Origin of the sequence: Dokdonella sp. (assembly GCF_049593775.1) — a bacterium.
Lineage (GTDB): Bacteria > Pseudomonadota > Gammaproteobacteria > Xanthomonadales > Rhodanobacteraceae > Dokdonella.
On sequence record NZ_JBAWHJ010000173.1, the window covers coordinates 1 to 17,120 of the forward strand.

At 58.9% G+C, this 17,120-nt stretch carries 14 protein-coding genes; 12 read left to right on the top strand and 2 right to left on the bottom strand.

Features of this window, described 5'->3' with window-relative positions:
• The 3 genes from metG to nth form a co-directional block, all read left to right on the top strand.
• Nucleotides 1-1,934, top strand: a 1,934-nt coding sequence (gene metG, locus WBP53_RS05975; protein WP_423926920.1) for a methionine--tRNA ligase, incomplete at its 5' end; no start/stop codon positions are given.
• Between the two features lie 32 nt (nucleotides 1,935-1,966).
• Nucleotides 1,967-2,608: an RnfABCDGE type electron transport complex subunit B gene (locus tag WBP53_RS05980; protein WP_423926922.1), complete on the top strand. Its 642-nt coding sequence runs from the start codon at nucleotides 1,967-1,969 to the stop codon at nucleotides 2,606-2,608.
• Nucleotides 2,605-3,240 carry an endonuclease III gene (gene nth / locus WBP53_RS05985; RefSeq protein WP_423926924.1) on the top strand — a complete coding sequence of 212 codons (636 nt, stop codon included), beginning with the start codon at nucleotides 2,605-2,607 and terminating at the stop codon, nucleotides 3,238-3,240. Before WBP53_RS05980 ends, nth begins: the two co-directional genes overlap by 4 nt.
• Before the next feature lie 101 nt (nucleotides 3,241-3,341).
• On the opposite strand, the gene WBP53_RS05990 is transcribed toward nth, so the two are convergent.
• Entirely contained in the window at nucleotides 3,342-4,508 is a 1,167-nt protein-coding gene (locus tag WBP53_RS05990; RefSeq protein ID WP_423926926.1) for an OprO/OprP family phosphate-selective porin, read from the bottom strand.
• Nucleotides 4,509-4,760: 252 nt separating this feature from the next.
• On the opposite strand from WBP53_RS05990, the gene rnt reads away from it, so the two are divergent.
• The 7 genes from rnt to phoU all read left to right on the top strand — a co-directional run bounded on the left by rnt (nucleotide 4,761) and on the right by phoU (nucleotide 10,665).
• Nucleotides 4,761-5,432, top strand: a complete 672-nt coding sequence (gene rnt, locus WBP53_RS05995) for a ribonuclease T (protein ID WP_423926928.1) — start codon at nucleotides 4,761-4,763, stop codon at nucleotides 5,430-5,432.
• A 31-nt stretch (nucleotides 5,433-5,463) separates the two neighbouring features.
• Nucleotides 5,464-5,745, top strand: a complete 282-nt coding sequence (locus WBP53_RS06000; RefSeq protein ID WP_423926930.1) for an FmdB family zinc ribbon protein — start codon at nucleotides 5,464-5,466, stop codon at nucleotides 5,743-5,745.
• 309 nt (nucleotides 5,746-6,054) lie between these two features.
• Nucleotides 6,055-7,074 carry a phosphate ABC transporter substrate-binding protein PstS gene (gene pstS / locus WBP53_RS06005; RefSeq protein WP_423926932.1) on the top strand — a complete coding sequence of 340 codons (1,020 nt, stop codon included), beginning with the start codon at nucleotides 6,055-6,057 and terminating at the stop codon, nucleotides 7,072-7,074.
• A gap of 177 nt (nucleotides 7,075-7,251) precedes the next feature.
• Nucleotides 7,252-8,223: a phosphate ABC transporter permease subunit PstC gene (pstC, locus tag WBP53_RS06010; protein ID WP_423926934.1), complete on the top strand. Its 972-nt coding sequence runs from the start codon at nucleotides 7,252-7,254 to the stop codon at nucleotides 8,221-8,223.
• Nucleotides 8,220-9,107 (top strand): phosphate ABC transporter permease PstA, encoded by an 888-nt coding sequence (gene pstA, locus WBP53_RS06015; RefSeq protein WP_423926936.1) that lies wholly within the window; start codon nucleotides 8,220-8,222, stop codon nucleotides 9,105-9,107. The genes pstC and pstA overlap by 4 nt, the downstream gene beginning before the upstream one ends.
• Nucleotides 9,108-9,120: 13 nt before the next feature.
• Nucleotides 9,121-9,924, top strand: coding sequence for a phosphate ABC transporter ATP-binding protein PstB (pstB, locus tag WBP53_RS06020; protein WP_423926946.1), 804 nt, complete (start codon nucleotides 9,121-9,123; stop codon nucleotides 9,922-9,924).
• A gap of 9 nt (nucleotides 9,925-9,933) precedes the next feature.
• Nucleotides 9,934-10,665 carry a phosphate signaling complex protein PhoU gene (gene phoU / locus WBP53_RS06025; RefSeq protein WP_423926938.1) on the top strand — a complete coding sequence of 244 codons (732 nt, stop codon included), beginning with the start codon at nucleotides 9,934-9,936 and terminating at the stop codon, nucleotides 10,663-10,665.
• A 123-nt stretch (nucleotides 10,666-10,788) separates the two neighbouring features.
• Here phoU and acs read toward each other — a convergent pair whose 3' ends face one another.
• Nucleotides 10,789-12,729 (bottom strand): acetate--CoA ligase, encoded by a 1,941-nt coding sequence (acs, locus tag WBP53_RS06030; protein WP_423926940.1) that lies wholly within the window; start codon nucleotides 12,727-12,729, stop codon nucleotides 10,789-10,791.
• A 136-nt stretch (nucleotides 12,730-12,865) separates the two neighbouring features.
• Between acs and WBP53_RS06035 the strand changes: the two genes are divergently transcribed.
• The gene (locus tag WBP53_RS06035; RefSeq protein ID WP_423926942.1) at nucleotides 12,866-14,521 is read left to right on the top strand and encodes an MFS transporter; all 1,656 of its coding nucleotides are present in this window, start codon (nucleotides 12,866-12,868) and stop codon (nucleotides 14,519-14,521) included.
• A 388-nt stretch (nucleotides 14,522-14,909) separates the two neighbouring features.
• The gene (locus WBP53_RS06040; RefSeq protein WP_423926944.1) at nucleotides 14,910-17,069 is read left to right on the top strand and encodes a serine/threonine protein kinase; all 2,160 of its coding nucleotides are present in this window, start codon (nucleotides 14,910-14,912) and stop codon (nucleotides 17,067-17,069) included.
• Nucleotides 17,070-17,120: the final 51 nt, after the last annotated feature.

Here is a 17,120-nt window from a genome sequence, read left to right on the forward strand (position 1 = left end):
CCTCTCATGAGCGCGATTTCACCGATTTCGCGATCGACTTCGACCACTACCACTCGACGCATTCAGCCGAAAACAAGGAGCTGGCAGTCACGATCTATACGCGGCTGCGCGAAGGCGACCACATCGCCAAACGAACAATCCAGCAGCTCTTCGATCCGGTCAAGAACATGTTCCTGCCGGACCGCTATATTCGCGGCGAGTGCCCGAATTGCGGTACAGCAGACCAGTACGGCGACAATTGCGAGCATTGCGGTGCAACCTACGCGCCCACCGACCTCAAGAACCCTCGTTCGGTCATGTCCGGGGCCGAGCCCGTCCTGCGGGATTCCGAGCATTACTTCTTCGGCGTCGGCCAGTTCACCTCGATGTTGCAGGACTGGTTCGCCGGCAGGCTCACCGACGGTCAGCCTGTGGCTCACCCGGGTGTCATCGCGAAGCTGGGCGAATGGCTGAACGCGGAGGGTGGCCTGCGCGACTGGGACATTTCACGCGACGCGCCCTACTTCGGGTTTCCGATTCCGGATGCACCTGGCAAATTCTTCTATGTCTGGCTGGATGCGCCAGTGGGCTATCTGGCCAGCTTCAAGGCGCTATGCGATCAGAAGGGCTATTCGTTTGCCGAATACCTGGACGCCGGTAGCACGGCCGAGATGCATCACTTCATCGGCAAGGACATCGTCAATTTCCACGGCCTGTTCTGGCCAGCCGTCCTGCAGGGAGCCGGCTTCAGGGTGCCAACCGCCTTGCACGTGAACGGCTACCTGACCGTCAATGGCGAGAAGATGTCGAAATCGCGCGGCACCTTCATCATGGCGCGCACCTGGCTTGATGCCGGACTGAATCCCGAGCACCTGCGCTATTACTTCGCGGCGAAATCATCGGGTGGCGTCGTCGACCTCGATCTCAACCTTGATGACTTCACCCAGCGCGTCAATGCGGACATCGTCGGCAAATTCGTCAATATCGCAAGTCGCTGCGCAAAATTGCTCGAGGCAAACTTCGACAATCGGCTGGCCGGGGATTTCTGGTCAGGCGATGCGGGCGTGGACGCGCCGGAGCATGCAGGCAAAGCCCGCTCCGTACTGGGCCAGGCCACCATTCAACTTCAGGATGCCGTGCAGAATTATCCTCGCGATGATTTCAACAGGACCATCAGCGCGATCATGCACGTGGCCGATCGTGCGAATGAATACATCGCCGAAACCGCACCCTGGGCGCTTGCAAAGGATGCGCCGCGGCGTGAAGAGTTGCACCTGGTGCTCTCCACTGGCATCAACCTGTTTCGCGCCATTGCCTGCGCACTGAAACCGATCCTGCCGGTGCTGGTATCGCAGGCCGAACGCTTCCTGGCCCTGCCAGGCGAGCGTTTCGAGAGCTTCGAAGAAATCCCCAACCATCTTGGTGGACACACGATTCAGAGCTACCAGCCGCTTGCCACCCGAGTCGACCCGAAACAGATTGCCGCCATGATCGAAGCATCGAAAGACTCCCTCGCCGCACCCGCGAAAACCGATACCGCGGCCGGGAAGAAAGCCGGCCCCAAGGGCGCCTTGCCAGCAAATGCGGCAGGCAGCGTCGATGCAAAAAACAGTGATGCACCTCAAGTCATCTCTATTGAAGATTTCGCCAAACTCGACCTGCGCATTGGCAAGGTCATCGAATGCGCTTTCGTCGAAGGTTCCGACAAGCTGCTGCGCTTCAAGCTGGATGCAGGTGAACTCGGGGAGCGACAGATTTTTTCCGGCATTCGCGCCGCCTATGCAGAGCCAGAAGCATTGGTCGGAAAGAGTGTCGTGTTCGTTGCCAATCTTGCGCCACGCAAGATGCGCTTTGGACTGTCCGAAGGCATGATCCTTTCTGCTGGCACCGGTGGCGCCGATCTCAAGCTTCTCGATGTCGATGCCGGGGCCGAACCAGGCGCAACAGTACGCTAGCGAAGAAACCCGGGTTGCCCCAGGCCAAAGTCTTGAACACCGACGTAGTCATGCGCATCAACGCTTTGCTCCCACAGACGCAATGCACGCGCTGTGGCTATCCGGCATGCCTGCCGTACGCCCAGGCAATTGCGAATGGCAGCGCGGATATTGATCAGTGTCCGCCAGGCGGCCAGGCCGGTGTCGATGCGCTGGCCGTTTCGCTTGGACGGCTATCCAAACCGCTGAATCCGGATTTCGGGCTGGAAGCACCACCAAGCTTCGCGGTGATCGATGAAGATGTCTGCATTAGCTGCACCAAGTGCATCCAGGCCTGCCCGGTCGATGCCATCGTCGGCGCGGCGAAGCGCATGCACACCATCATCGAAGCAGAATGTACGGGATGCGAGTTGTGCATCCCCCCCTGCCCGGTCGACTGTATTGCGATGATTCAATCGGCCGGCCGCCCACTCACGCGACCAGTGGTGGAGGAACGGGCGAAGCTGGCAAGGCGACGATTTGAAGAGCGTGAAGTTCGCCATTCGCGCAAGGACAAGGAACGTGGTGCCAGACGCGAGCTGGCGCGCAAGAAAGTGGAGCCGATCAGCCGCAACGCCGTGCTCGAGGCGATCGCTCGGGGCAAGGCCAAGCGCGCGGCCACGAATGATCCATCGAACGACCCCGGCTCAACATGAAGCGCGAGAATGTCGTCGAAATGTTCTCGCGCCTGCGCGAGTTCAATCCAAGACCGGCCACCGAACTCGACTACTCGACGCCGTTCGAATTGCTGATTGCCGTGATCCTTTCGGCCCAGGCCACTGACGTCGGGGTCAACAAGGCAACCCGGCGTTTGTTTCCAGTGGCCAATACTCCCAAGGCCATACTGGATCTTGGCGAAGAGGCGTTGAAGAGTTTCATTTCAACGATAGGGCTGTTCAACGCCAAGGCGAAGAATGTCATCGCAACCTGCAGGATCCTCGTCGACAGACATGGCGGTGAGGTGCCGAGGTCGCGCGAGGCGCTGGAAGCACTGCCAGGGGTAGGCAGAAAGACCGCCAACGTGGTGCTGAATACCGCTTTTGGTGAACCAACGATTGCCGTCGACACGCATATCTTTCGCGTTGCAAATCGAACCGGCCTCGCACGCGGCACCGACGTACGCAAGGTCGAGGACAAACTCGTCAAGGTGGTGCCAGCGGAATTCAGGCTCGATGCCCATCACTGGCTGATCCTGCATGGGCGCTATGTCTGCAAGGCTCGCAAGCCGGACTGCCCTGCCTGCCTGATTCGGGATCTTTGCCCGTACAAGCCCAAGACCGTCGCCTGAATCCCCCGGACAGAACTTGCCACGCGGAGCAGCCCACGAAAAAGGGCGATGCGTTTGGCGCATCGCCCCCGTTTCGCTCCGGATTGATCGCGTGCAGAAGATTACCAGTAGAACTGCAGTCGAGTTTCGAAGATGTTCGGATCGTCGTTGACCTTTTCGCCGGCACTGGAGCTGTATTTGGAGCTGGAGACAGCGACGTAATTCATCATGATCTTGAAATTCGAACGCCAGTAGTAGTTCACGCCCAGTGTGATGTTGTCCTCCTCGCCACCCTTGATCGGCCCGTCGTTGAGGTTGATGCTGTCGTATCGGATTCCCACCTGCCACATGCCCTTGGCAGGATCATTGGGCAACGGAGTCTTGGGCAAGCCAGCCTTGTACCCCCAGGTTTCGCCCGTGATGTTCCACAGGCCGGAGACATACCAGCTGTCGGTGTTGAAATCCGGGGCAGTCGTGGCACTGGTGCGTGAGGTGTTGGTATCCATGTATTCGGCCGCGAACTTGAGTGGGCCTGTGACCCACAGGCCTTCCAGTCCGAGGGTCGTGTTTCGATCGGCGTTGAGGATATTTCCGGTGTCGACGAGCCGCACACTGGCGAGATCGGCGTCAGGTCGGGTCCGCCAGCGCTGGGTGTCGCCGGCAGTGTCATAGTCCACCGCCGATATGCCGAAATGAAGGATATTCCCCTTGTCGACGATCGGTGCGTAGTAGAAGCGGCCTCCATATCCTGGCCCATAATTTCTGTTCTCGGACAATTCTCGCGTGAACGCGGAAACCGTATAGCCCCAGTTCGAATGGTCATCGCCAAACGCGACGCCGAGACGACGTGAGACACCGAAGGTATTGGTCATCATCGCCTTGGCAATGAAGTCATTGTTCTTGGTGCTGCTCAACTCTTCCATGCTGTTGGGCTGCTTGAACTGGCCGGCCTGCAGGTACATCGAGCCCATCTTGTACTTGAGATTCACGTCCAGCCACTTGTCAGCATAGGCGTCATAGCCCAGCACCCAGTCGAACATCGTGCCCTTGCCCTTCAGGACAAGCTCGGCACGCCGCATCCCGGTCTCGCTGCTCGAACCAAACGGGTCACTGCTCGATCCATTCAGATTGGTACCATCGTTGTCGTACCAGTTGCCATCTGCCTGGATCAGGCCTTCGAAGCTGACTTCCGTGCCTCCGATGACGTCAATGGGAATATCGGCCTGGGCTTGCACTGCGAACGTCACGAGGATCGCAGCAGCGAGCAATCGGATGGTGGGTCGGGTCATGGTCGAGATCTCATATGGGGAAGTGAAGTGTTCGGGATGCGTTAATTTCATCCAACGACGCGCAGCGTATTGCGGGATTGTTACTGGTGCGTGTCAGTCCCATATCGAGATTGTTACATTCCGGTACACGCCAGCCCCGATGTGTCAATCCAGTGTCAACTGGATACACGAAACTGCAACGCACCTGAATGCGTCCAGTTGCGAGGGCCAGCGGTGCCATTCCCCGGGCTCCTGATCGGCTATGCTTCCGCCATGTCATTCCCAAATTCCGTCTACCGCATCGCCGAGCGATTCCGCGGATTCCTGCCCGTGGTTGTCGATGTTGAAACAGGTGGCTTCAACGCCGATCGCGACGCCCTGCTCGAGATTGCCATTGTCGTTATCGGCATGGACGAAAAGGGCTTTGTGTATCCCGAGCCTCCCGTTTCAACCCACGTCGAGGCATTTCCAGGTGCCAATATCGACCCCAGAGCATTGGAGATTACGGGTATCGACCCGGATCATCCGTTTCGCAATGCCCTGGAGGAGCGCGCCGCGCTCGACCACGTGTTCGCGCCAGTACGCAAGGCGCTAAAGGCTGCGGAGTGCCAGCGCGCCATCCTCGTAGGCCACAACGCAGGCTTTGACCTGGCCTTCCTCAACGCGGCCGTGCGCCGCACGGGACACAAGCGCAACCCGTTTCATCCATTCAGCAATTTCGACACGGTGACTCTGGCGGGACTGGCATACGGACAGACCGTGCTTGCACGCGCTGTCGGGGCCTCCGGCAAGGTATGGGACCCAAGTCTCGCCCATTCTGCGGTCTATGACACCGAACGCACCGCGGAGCTGTTCTGCCGGATCGTCAATCGCTGGAAGCATCTCAGTGATATTGCAGGTCATGAAGACGAGGCGGCTGGCCAGGAGGGCGCGCACGAGGATTGATACTGGCAGCATCAGCACCCATGCTAACGGTATGCCGATCTACCAATATCTTCCCGACGACACTGGATGTGAACATTGCCGCAACGGCATTGAAGCATTGCAGCGCCTGTCCGACCCACCCCTTTCTCAATGCCCCGACTGCCATTCCTCAGTCCACCGCGTGATCAGCGCCCCGGAAATCGTTTCCGGCCAGGCCCATCGCTCCAGTGAATCCCATGTGGGCAAGCACGGTTTCACCCAGTACCGCCGTGCCGGCAAGGGCGTATATGAGAAAACGGTGGGGAAAGGCCCGGATTTCATAAGCGGGGACTGATTGGACGGGGACACGGAAGGGAGAGCAGGCGATTCATTGCCTGACACATCCCTGAAATCGGCCTACCCTGGCGCCCTCTTGAATATTCCCACCAAGGCTTTGATTGTTGGTGCTTTCATGCTGTCACATGCCACCGGGACAGGCATGCCTTGACTGGGGCGGCCCAACTCCGGGAATCGCGCTCTACGCTCGGCTCCACCCCCTGTTTTCCATTCACTCGTCCTTCACGCTGTAACACTCCTGCAATGTTCGCGGGCTACAAAGTGCGCCTCACAAGCCTTTGTTACACAACCCCAAGGAGTTGCCAGAGTGTCCATCTCAATCAAGCTGAGCGCGGCGGTATTCGGAGTCGCCACGGTGTTCGCCGCCAGCGGGGCACACGCCTCGGAAGTGACCGGTGCAGGTTCGTCCTTCGTATTCCCGCTCATGTCAAAGTGGTCGGCCGACTACAACGTCGCCACCAAGAACCAGGTCAACTACCAGTCCATCGGCTCAAGCGGCGGAATCGCGCAGATCAAGGCCGCTACCGTCGATTTTGGCGCATCCGACAAGCCACTCCCTTCGGCAGAAGTTGCCGAAGCCGGCCTGGTGCAGTTCCCGATCGTGATCGGTGGCGTCGTGCCGGTCGTCAATGTGGCCGGCGTTGAACCCGGCAAACTGAAGCTTACCGGTTCCCTGCTTGCAGACATTTTTCTCGGCAAGGTCACCAAGTGGAATGACCCGGCGATCATGGCGATCAACAACGGCATGAGCCTGCCGGAGGGCAAGATCACGATCGTTCATCGTTCGGATGGCTCGGGCACCACCTACAACTTCGTGAACTACCTGTCCAAGGTCAGTCCGGAATGGAAGGAAAAGGTTGGCGAAGGCACCTCCGTGCAATGGCCGGTCGGCCTCGGCGGCAAGGGCAACGAAGGTGTTGCTGCCTACGTCAAGCAGGTAAAGAACTCGATCGGCTATGTCGAGCTTTCCTATGCACTGCAGAACAAGATGTCCTATACGCAGATGGAAAACGCCGCTGGCAAGTACGTCCAGCCGAGCGCCGAGTCCTTTGCAGCTGCTGCTGCCAGCGCCGACTGGAAGAATGCCACCGACTTCAGCCTGGTCATCACCAATGCACCGGGTGACGAGTCCTGGCCAATCAGCGCCACCGTGTTCGTGCTGATGCATGCGCAGGCGAAGGATGCCGAACGCGCCAAGGCAGCACGCGAGTTCTTCAGCTGGGGCTACGCGAACGGCAAGTCTCAGGCCGCATCGCTCGACTACGTTCCACTTCCGGACAGCCTGGTCGAACAGATCAAAGCCTACTGGACCGCTCGCATCAAGTAAGTTTCAGCGATTCATGGCGCCCGCGGCCAGGTTGTGCCGCGGGTGTCAACATGACGATCCAGGGCACCCAGGCATGCAAATCTGACCCGGGCTGCCAACGTTGCGGAAGCTACTTGTATCCGTGCAACATCCTGATTTTCCGGCGCCGTCCGGACACCGCCCAAAGACCGATCTGACATGACAACTATCGCAGCTCGAGGTGCCGTACCCGAACCCGACTCCCGCCGCAGCGAGCTGCAGGACAAGGGCTTCAGCTATGTATTGGCGTTCACGGCATTCTTTGTGCTGATCGCACTCGCCGGCGCTGCCTTGTCGATGCTCTGGGGTGGCCGGGAAGTGCTGGCCCAGGAAGGCTGGAGCTTTTTCTTTTCCACCGAATGGAATCCGGTCGAGAATCGCTACGGTGCGCTGGTGCCGATTTACGGCACCCTGGTAACCGCGGTCATTGCGATGATCATCGCAGTACCGGTCAGCTTCGGCATTTCGATCTTCCTCACCGAAGTTGCTCCCGCCTGGATGCGTACCCCTGTAGGTTCTGCAATCGAGCTGTTGGCAGGCATTCCTTCAATCATCTACGGCATGTGGGGCCTGTTTGTGCTGGTGCCGGTCATGACCGAATACGGGACGCCCTGGCTCAACGACAATCTCGGCACCCTGCCCGTCATTGGCGCCCTTTTCCAGGGACCGCCAATCGGCATCGGGATGCTCACGGCCGGATTCGTTCTCGCGATCATGGTCATTCCGTTCGTTACTTCGGTCATGCGCGATGTGTTTCTTACCGTGCCGACCCGACTCAAGGAGTCGGCCTACGCGCTCGGCTCGACCAAATGGGAAGTGATCTGGGATGTAGTGCTTCCTTACACCAAGTCCGCGGTAGTCGGCGGCGTATTCCTCGGCCTGGGCCGGGCGCTTGGTGAAACCATGGCAGTCGCCTATGTGGTCGGCAATACGGTTCGCTTTTCGGTCTCCCTGCTTGAACCGGGAACAACAATCGCAGCCCTGATTGCCAACGATTTTGCTGAAGCAACCGACACCTATCGATCAGCACTTCTGCTACTTGGCTTCGTGCTCTTCATCGTCACATTTTTCGTCCTCGCAATTGCGCGGCTGATGCTCATGCAACTGTCCCGAAGGGAGGGACTGAAATGAATCAGGCAACGTTGCAGGCATCCACACGTGTCGCTGACCGGCTGTATAGAAAGCGTCGCATCATCAATCGAATCTCCATCATCCTTTCATGCGCTGCCGCGATTTTTGGATTGTTCTTTCTTGCATGGATCCTGTGGACCACACTGAGCAAAGGCTTGGGTGGCATCAATATCGCCCTGTTTACCCAAGACACCCCTCCGCCGATGCAGGAAGGTGGACTGGCCAATGCGTTGTTCGGCAGCGCCATGATGTGCGGCCTGGCCATCCTGATCGGAACACCGCTCGGCATCGCCGCCGGAACCTGGCTGGCCGAGTACGCAGGTACACGGAAAATTGGCTTGGTCATTCGCTTCGTCAATGACATCCTGTTATCGGCACCCTCGATCGTGCTTGGCCTGTTCGTCTACACCCTGGTGGTGTCACAGATGGGAGGCGGCTTTTCGGCCCTTGCCGGTGCCATTGCGCTGGCCTTCATCGTGCTGCCCGTCATCGTGCGAACCACCGACGAAATGTTGCGGCTGGTCCCGTCGCAGATGCGCGAAGCTGCCCTGTCACTGGGTGTGCCTCAATGGAAAGTGATCGTTCAGGTGCTCTACCGTGGTGCTTCCGCAGGCATTGTTACCGGCGTCATCCTCGCCCTCGCCCGCATCAGTGGCGAAACCGCTCCATTGCTTTTCACCTCGTTCGGCAATCAGTACTGGAGCACGGATCTGACCCAGCCGATGGCCAGCGTACCGGTCGTCATGAATCAGTTCACTGCCAGTCCGTACGAGTCCTGGCAGACCCTGGCCTGGGCCGGCGCACTGGTACTGACATTCTTCGTGCTGGTGCTGAGCTTGATTGCGCGCGCCATTCTTCACAGGAACAAGATCAGCCATGACTGACCTCAACTTTGCCATGTCGGCGCCCACCGTGGGCGCGAATGGACGAGCAAAAAACCAAGGCTCCGCGCCGAAAATGAGCGCAAGGAACCTCAATTTCCACTACGACCGGTTCCACGCGATCAAGGACGTGAACCTCGATATCGCCGAGAAGCGGGTGACGGCACTGATCGGGCCGTCCGGCTGTGGCAAGTCGACCCTGCTTCGCGTCTTCAATCGCATCTACGCCATCTACCCGAAGCAGGAAGCGCAGGGCGAAGTGCTCCTGGATGGTGAAAACATCCTGGATCCGAAATACGCGCTCAATCGCCTTCGGTCGAAGGTCGGCATGGTGTTCCAGAAGCCCGTACCTTTCCCGATGTCGATCTACGAAAACATCGCCTACGCCATCCGCCACTACGAAAAACTCAAGAAGCCCGACATGGATGCGCGCGTCGAGGAGGCCTTGCGCCAGGGCGCACTCTGGGATGAGGTGAAAGACAAACTCAAGCAAAGTGCCCTGGGACTTTCCGGTGGCCAGCAACAGCGCCTGTGCATTGCACGTGCGGTTGCACTCAAGCCGCAGGTTCTCTTGCTCGACGAACCGACCTCGGCACTGGACCCGATCGCCACCGGCAAGATCGAACAACTGATTGCCGAACTGGCCGAACACTTCACGATCGCAATCGTTACCCACAACATGCAGCAGGCCGCACGTTGTTCCGACTACACCGCATTCATGTATCTCGGTGAGCTGGTCGAGTTCGGTGAAACTGAAAAACTGTTCACGCAACCAACGAAGCAGCAGACAGAAGACTACATTACCGGCCGCTTCGGCTAAGGAAATTCGATGCCTATCCAGAATAACGAGCACATCGTGAAGAGCTACGACGAAGAACTGGTTCGCCTCACCGGCGAAATCCAGCGCATGGGTGATCTCGCACTCAAGGAGCTCGAGGCCTCGATCGATGCGGTCGTCGAACGAGACAGCGACATGGCCACGCAAATTGTCGAAAGCGACAAGGAAATTGATCAGCTTGAGGAGATCATCAGCCAGGATGTCCTTCGCCTGCTCGCCTTGCGCCAACCGATGGCCAGAGACCTGCGCGAAGTCATGGCTGCGCTTCGCATCTCATCCGACATCGAACGTATCGGAGATTACGCCGCCAACGTCGCCAAGCGCGCGCTAGCACTGAATCGGGTCGAACTGGTGCGCCCCGTCTTCAGCCTTCCGCGTCTAGGCAAGCTTGCAGCCGAAATCATCAGCGAAGTCCTGATCGCCTACCGGGACCGGGATGCCGACCGCGCCTTGCTGGCGTGGGCCCGTGACGAGGAACTCGACGGACTCTACACCGGCATGTTCCGCGAACTGCTGACCTACATGATGGAAGATCCGCGCAACATCACCGCCTGCACCCACCTGCTGTTCATGGCGAAGAACATCGAGCGCATCGGCGATCACGCCACCAACATCGCCGAGAACATCTACTTCATCGTGCATGGCGTGCAGATACCGCAGGATCGGCGCAAGGGCGACAAGACCGCTTCTGTTGTGGCCAACGTAGCCAGCAAGACGGAGTGACTTCCGGCGGCTGACAGATCCGTTGCCTGGCCAGCCAGGCGCTACGATCGACAATACTGCCGGCCGACTTGCCGGCTTGTCACCGACGTATTCGCCCGGCTTCCATGCTGCTCTGTCGACCCACTAGCGGAGCTGGCGTTGTTCGACCAGGTTTGCCACCACGGAAGGATCTGCCAGGGTCGATGTATCCCCAAGCGCCTCGGGCTGGTTCTCCGCGATCTTGCGCAGGATTCGACGCATGATTTTCCCCGAGCGGGTCTTCGGCAATCCTGGTGCCCACTGAAGATGATCGGGTGTCGCGATCGGACCGATTTCCTTGCGAACCCAGGCAATCAATTCCTTGCGCAGTTCATCGTCGGGTTCGATGCCGGCCAGCAACGTCACGTAGGCATAGATTCCCTGCCCTTTTATATCGTGCGGACAACCGACAACAGCGGCTTCGGCAACCTTGGGATGTGAAACCAGCGCACTTTCAACCTCGGCCGTTCCCATGCGATGCCCGGACACGTTGATCACGTCATCGACGCGTCCCGTGATCCAGTAGTAGCCATCCTCGTCGCGGCGCGCTCCATCACCGGTGAAATACGTTCCGGGGTATGTCTTGAAATACGTATCAATGAAGCGTTGATGATCACCGTAAACCGTGCGCATCTGGCCGGGCCATGATCCATTCAGCACGAGATTGCCCTCTGCTGCGCCGTCAAGAACTTTTCCTTCGGTATCGACGATCAGCGGCCTTACACCAAAGAACGGAAGCGTCGCCGAGCCAGGCTTGAGGTCGGTTGCACCCGGCAACGGCGAGATCAGGATTCCACCCGTTTCGGTCTGCCACCAGGTGTCGACAATCGGACAGCGACCTTCGCCCACCACGTGGTAGTACCACTCCCAGGCCTCCGGGTTGATCGGCTCGCCAACCGTACCAAGTACGCGCAGACTCTCCCGGGAAGTTGCCTTGACGGGCTGTTCGCCATCGCGCATCAGTGCTCGAATCGCGGTGGGCGCGGTATAGAAGACCGAAACCTTGTGCTTGTCGACCACCTGCCAAAAGCGCGAACTGTCGGGATAATTTGGCACGCCTTCAAACATCAGCGTGGTTGCCGCATTGGCCAGGGGGCCGTAAATCAAATAGCTGTGTCCGGTTACCCAGCCGATATCCGCGGTACACCAGTAGACGTCATCTTCACGCAGATCGAATACGCACTCATGCGTGAAACTCGCATACACAAGGTAGCCAGCCGTCGTATGCAGGACACCTTTGGGCATTCCTGTCGAGCCGGATGTGTAGAGGATGAACAGTGGATGCTCCGCCTCGCATGGAACCGGTTCGTGCTCTTCGGATTGTCCTTCCATCAGCGCATGCCACCAGCGATCCCGCGGCACCTGCATATCGACCGCGCCACCAGTGCGACGAACGACCAGTACTGTTTCGACGCTATTCGTGTTGGGGCGTTGCAACGACTCGTCGACATTCTTCTTGAGAGCGATGCGCTTGCCTCCGCGCAACCCCTCGTCGGCGGTGATCACAAGCTTGCATTCGCTGTCGGCAATACGGCTGGCGAGTGAATCAGGGGAAAATCCGGCAAACACGATGGTATGCACGGCACCGATGCGAGTACACGCCAGCATGGCAACGGCAGCCTCCGGAATCATGGGCAGGTAGATAGCGATGCGATCTCCCTTTTGCACGCCCAGGTTGCTCAGCATGTTCGCGGCACGGCAAACATCTGCATGCAGTTCCCGATAGCTGATCCGCCTTGACTCGGAGGGGTCATCGCCCTCCCAGATGATTGCGGTCTTGTCGCCGTGTGTCGCCAGATGCCGATCCAGACAGTTGGCCGACACGTTCAACAGGCCATCCTCAAACCAGCGGATATGCAGGTCGTCGGCATCGAACGAGACATCGCTCACGCGGCTGAACGGCGTGATCCATTCAAGTCGACTGCCGACTCGTGACCAGAATGCGTCGGGGTCATCCATCGACTGTGCGTACAGCTCGTCGTAGCCTTGCTTGTTGATGCGAGCCGCGGCGGCGAACGCCTTGGGAACTGGGTGCGTTTGCGACATGGATTCCTCCGCAGGGTGTCTGCCAGCGATACCCATGATAGTGCCACGGTCGCGGTATTCATGCTCGCCACCCGTCATTGCGGGTTGACGTTTGCATCACAGATGCCGAAGTATCCATGTCAAAGGGGAGTAGCGCATGGCAAACCAACCGTCCGTCGAGCCTGCATCGCTGACACGCGGTCACGCGAAGGTCATCTTTGCGTCCAGCCTCGGTACCGTCTTTGAGTGGTACGACTTCTATCTCTACGGATCTCTGGCCGCGATCATCGCCCAGCAATACTTCACCGCGCTGAATCCGACCAGCGGTTTCATATTCGCGCTCCTCGCCTTTGCCGCAGGATTCGCGGTGCGCCCCTTTGGCGCTTTGCTGTTCGGTCGCATTGGCGACATGATTGGCCGAAAATACACCTTCCTGGTCACCATCGTGATCATGGGCCTGTCAACATTTCTCGTCGGCGTGCTGCCGAACTACGCCACGATCGGAGTGGCCGCGCCAATCATCCTGATAACCCTGCGCCTGCTGCAGGGGCTCGCTCTCGGCGGCGAGTACGGCGGCGCAGCAACGTATGTCGCCGAACACGCGCCGCACGGCAAGCGTGGCCTCTACACCAGCTTCATCCAGACAACCGCCACGCTTGGCCTGTTTCTCTCGCTGCTCGTCATCCTTGGTTGCCGCTACGCTTTTGGTCCCGAGGCGTTCGAGGCCTGGGCCTGGCGGATACCGTTCCTGCTTTCGTTCGTCTTGTTGATGGTGTCCGTCTGGATCCGAATGCAGCTTTCCGAATCCCCTCTGTTCCAGCAGATGAAGGACGAAGGCACACTGTCGAAAGCGCCGCTGACAGAGAGCTTCCTGACAAAGAACAGTCGCATCGTGATTCTTGCCCTGCTCGGAGCAACCGCAGGCCAGGCAGTTGTCTGGTATGCAGGCCAGTTTTACGCACTGTTCTTCATTACCCAGACCCTCAAGATCGAGGCTACCAGTGCCAATCTGATGATCGCTGCCGCGCTCGCAATCGGTACTCCGTTCTTCGTTCTGTTTGGCTGGCTCTCCGACAAGGTGGGCCGCAAGCCGATCATTATGGCTGGCTGCCTGTTGGCCGCGCTGACCTATTTTCCGATTTTCAAGGCGCTCACCCACTACGGCAACCCGGCCATCGAAACCGCCGCGCTTTCAAGTCCGGTCGTCGTCATTGCGGATCCATCCACGTGCAGCTTCCAGTTCAACCCGGTGGGCACGAGTCAGTTCACCAGTTCATGCGATATCGCCAAGAGCGCGCTGGCTCGCAGCGGCACACCTTATTCCAACGAAAGTGCTACCACAGGCACACCGGCTACGGTCAAGGTGGGGTCGCATTCCATCGCTGCCTATGACGCATCCTCCCTCGGAGAAGCCGAGGCCGCGGCAGAGCAGAAACGATTCCGATCCGAACTCGATGGCGTCATGTCCAGGGCCGGCTATCCGTCCAGGGCGGATCCTGCGCAGATCAACAAACCGATGCTGATCGCCCTGCTGAGCATCCTCGTGATCTACGTAACGATGGTTTACGGCCCTATTGCTGCATGGCTGGTGGAGCTGTTCCCGACACGTATTCGCTATACCTCCATGAGCTTGCCGTATCACATCGGCAATGGATGGTTCGGCGGGTTCCTGCCAACGATTGCCTTCGCGATGGTCGCGGCGACCGGGAACATCTACCAGGGATTGTGGTATCCCGTGATCATTGCCCTGATGACTCTCGTCATCGGCACACTGTTTCTGCCCGAAACCAGGGATGTCGATATATCAAGGTAACCGCAATCAGGGCAAGCCCCTCGCTAGCACACGCCTTTGGACTTCATTCCGGAGACATCGTGACCTCTTGAGCTTTTATTGGCGATACGGAAATCGAGAATGATCGCCAACTCACAGGCAGCCGAGCTGCCGAGCGAAGATTCGAGAATTCGGGAAGCATGTCGTCAATTACAGATGAGCCAGGCCTCGCATGGGCGATGCCGTCCGCAACGACCAGAGCTGGGCCCGGACCTGGACATTCGGGGTGCGGCACCACGAAGTGATGGGGCGCCATCAGCAATCAACACGAATCGTCGCAACAAACGGGGAAGTGCGAAGGCTGCCAAGTATCATTCCTCCGAGCGACACGGTAAAAGATCAGGACACGGCAACTAGCCAGAGGACGCTTGTGAATCCCGAAGAAAACAATACGCGAGTGATTCCGGGTCGACAGTCGAACACCAACGCCGACGCGATTACCTTGTCGCTGGAACTGCCTGCCCGGCTTGACGACGCTGCCACCGTTCACGATACCAGCCTTTCTGCGCCGGCCAAGGCAAGCAAGGCATCGCCCCGGGCTGCGCAACCCCGCTATGTGATTGTTGGCGAAGCCGGTCGCGGCGGCATGGCAACCGTGCATGTTGCACGGGATGTCGAATTGCTGCGCAACGTTGCACTCAAGCAACTGTCAGGAAAAATGAACGAGGCCGCTGCGGCGCGCATACGCTTCCTGCGTGAAGTCCAGGTCACAGCCCAACTCGATCATCCCTACATCGTGCCGATCTATGGACTGGAGGTGGCACATGGCGGTGCACCGGCCTATGCGATGAAACTGGTGGATGGCCGCACCCTGTTCGACTACCTCCAGGAAACCTTCAATGCCTATGCGTCGGGTGGCCAACCCGATGAGGCACATAGCCTGGCCGCACGCATCGAACACCTGATCAAGGTCTGCGAGGCGGTGGACTATGCGCACGGCAAGGGTGTCATTCATCGCGATCTCAAGCCGGCCAACATCATGCTGGGTGCGCATGGCGAAACCTATCTCATGGATTGGGGCATTTGTCGGCTCTTTGAAACCGATGGCCCGGAGCTTGGTACGGAAGTCGGCCTCAGCGACAGCACGGGCGGTGCACAGACCGAGTACGGCACCGTGGTCGGCACGCCACGCTACATGTCCCCGGAACAGGCACAGGGTCGCACTGACGAGCTTGGCCCAGCCAGCGATCAGTGTGCGCTGGGCCTGATGTTGTTCGAGATCGTCACCTTGAAGGGGCCTTTCGAAGGTGCGACTGCGCTGGAAGTCATGAGGAACGCGGCAGCCGGAAAGCGCGCTTCGTTCAGTCACGCATTCGAGCGCCGCGCAGTCGCCGCACCGCTTCGTGCAATCATCGAACGTGCAACACGCTACGATCCGCAGCAGCGCTACGCCAGCGTGCGTGATCTGGCTGATGACCTGCGTCGGTACCTGCACGGTGAAGCCGTGCATGCCTTGCCCGACACCACATGGCAACGTGCGCAGCGCTTCGTCGGTCGTCACCGTCAAGGCATGCTGTTATCCCTGCTCGGCCTGGTTGCCGTCGCTGCGCTGGGCATCACGGCACTCATGTGGCGTCACGAGCAACAGTCGGCTGCAGCTCAGGCGCGCGAAGCCATGGAGCGTGATTTCATCGAACACGTGGCCAGCGAAGGTGATGCCCTGCAGCTGCGTCTTTTCATGCTGCAGAGCGAACTCGAATCATTGGCGCTTGCGGCCACCCAGCTGATTCAGTACGGCACCCCCGCCCTGGATGTGCGCACTTACTGGACCAAAGACTACGATGACCCGGCAAGCAGGCCAGTGGACTACGTCCTGCAGCCCGAACTGGGGCGCGAAGTCAGCATGCAATCCGCAGTATGGAGCGCAGCGCCCGGCATTCCGCAAAGTTCACTCGAGCCCGTCGTACAACGGCTCCATCACCTGCGCGGCTATCGCAACCAGCTAATCGACCTGACCCGACGCAGTCTGGGTGGCGGCCAGTACGCTGACGGATTGCTGGAATTGAAACTGGTCGTTGAACAAGGGCTTCTCATGCGCTACCCGGGGCATGCCCTGACAAGCGTCGAGGATCTGCGCGAGAGCGGATGGTATGTCGACATCAAGGATCAAACCGAATCGAACTGGGGTACACCGTATCTGGATAAGGATGGTGACGACGTCCTGCTGCCGCTGTCCACGCCAATGCGCGATCCCGATGGCCTGTTTCTCGGTGCATTGTCGATAGATCTCGCGCTCGATTTCGTTGCCCACAACCTGTTGCGTACGAATGACAACGACACGCTGGTCCTGCTCGACGCCGATGCCAACGTACTTGCATCCGAACAGCTTTCCCGGTTCGACACGCTGGATGCACAAGCAAGGACATTGACACCGTTCGGCGATGAGGCACTGCGTGCTGCATTCAAGAGCGCAGAGGTCGGCGCTGTCGAAACGCGCGCGTTCGGACGAGCCGAGATCGTCGCTTTTGATCACATTGACCCGCTGGGATGGATCCTGGTTCTGATCGCAGCGGATCCGGATGCCTCGTGAACGCATCCGCTTCATCCAAAGAACCTGCGTCAGTCCGAATCGGAAGTTGCT

Bases quoted from the DNA above. Each gene is read 5' to 3' on its own strand.
- nth (WP_423926924.1), top strand. From the start codon at position 2,605: ATGAAGCGCGAGAATGTCGTCGAAATGTTCTCGCGCCTGCGCGAGTTC.
- WBP53_RS05990 (WP_423926926.1), bottom strand. From the start codon at position 4,508: ATGACCCGACCCACCATCCGATTGCTCGCTGCTGCGATCCTCGTGACG.
- rnt (WP_423926928.1), top strand. From the start codon at position 4,761: ATGTCATTCCCAAATTCCGTCTACCGCATCGCCGAGCGATTCCGCGGA.
- WBP53_RS06000 (WP_423926930.1), top strand. From the start codon at position 5,464: ATGCCGATCTACCAATATCTTCCCGACGACACTGGATGTGAACATTGC.
- pstC (WP_423926934.1), top strand. From the start codon at position 7,252: ATGACAACTATCGCAGCTCGAGGTGCCGTACCCGAACCCGACTCCCGC.
- pstA (WP_423926936.1), top strand. From the start codon at position 8,220: ATGAATCAGGCAACGTTGCAGGCATCCACACGTGTCGCTGACCGGCTG.
- pstB (WP_423926946.1), top strand. From the start codon at position 9,121: ATGTCGGCGCCCACCGTGGGCGCGAATGGACGAGCAAAAAACCAAGGC.
- phoU (WP_423926938.1), top strand. From the start codon at position 9,934: ATGCCTATCCAGAATAACGAGCACATCGTGAAGAGCTACGACGAAGAA.
- acs (WP_423926940.1), bottom strand. From the start codon at position 12,729: ATGTCGCAAACGCACCCAGTTCCCAAGGCGTTCGCCGCCGCGGCTCGC.
- WBP53_RS06035 (WP_423926942.1), top strand. From the start codon at position 12,866: ATGGCAAACCAACCGTCCGTCGAGCCTGCATCGCTGACACGCGGTCAC.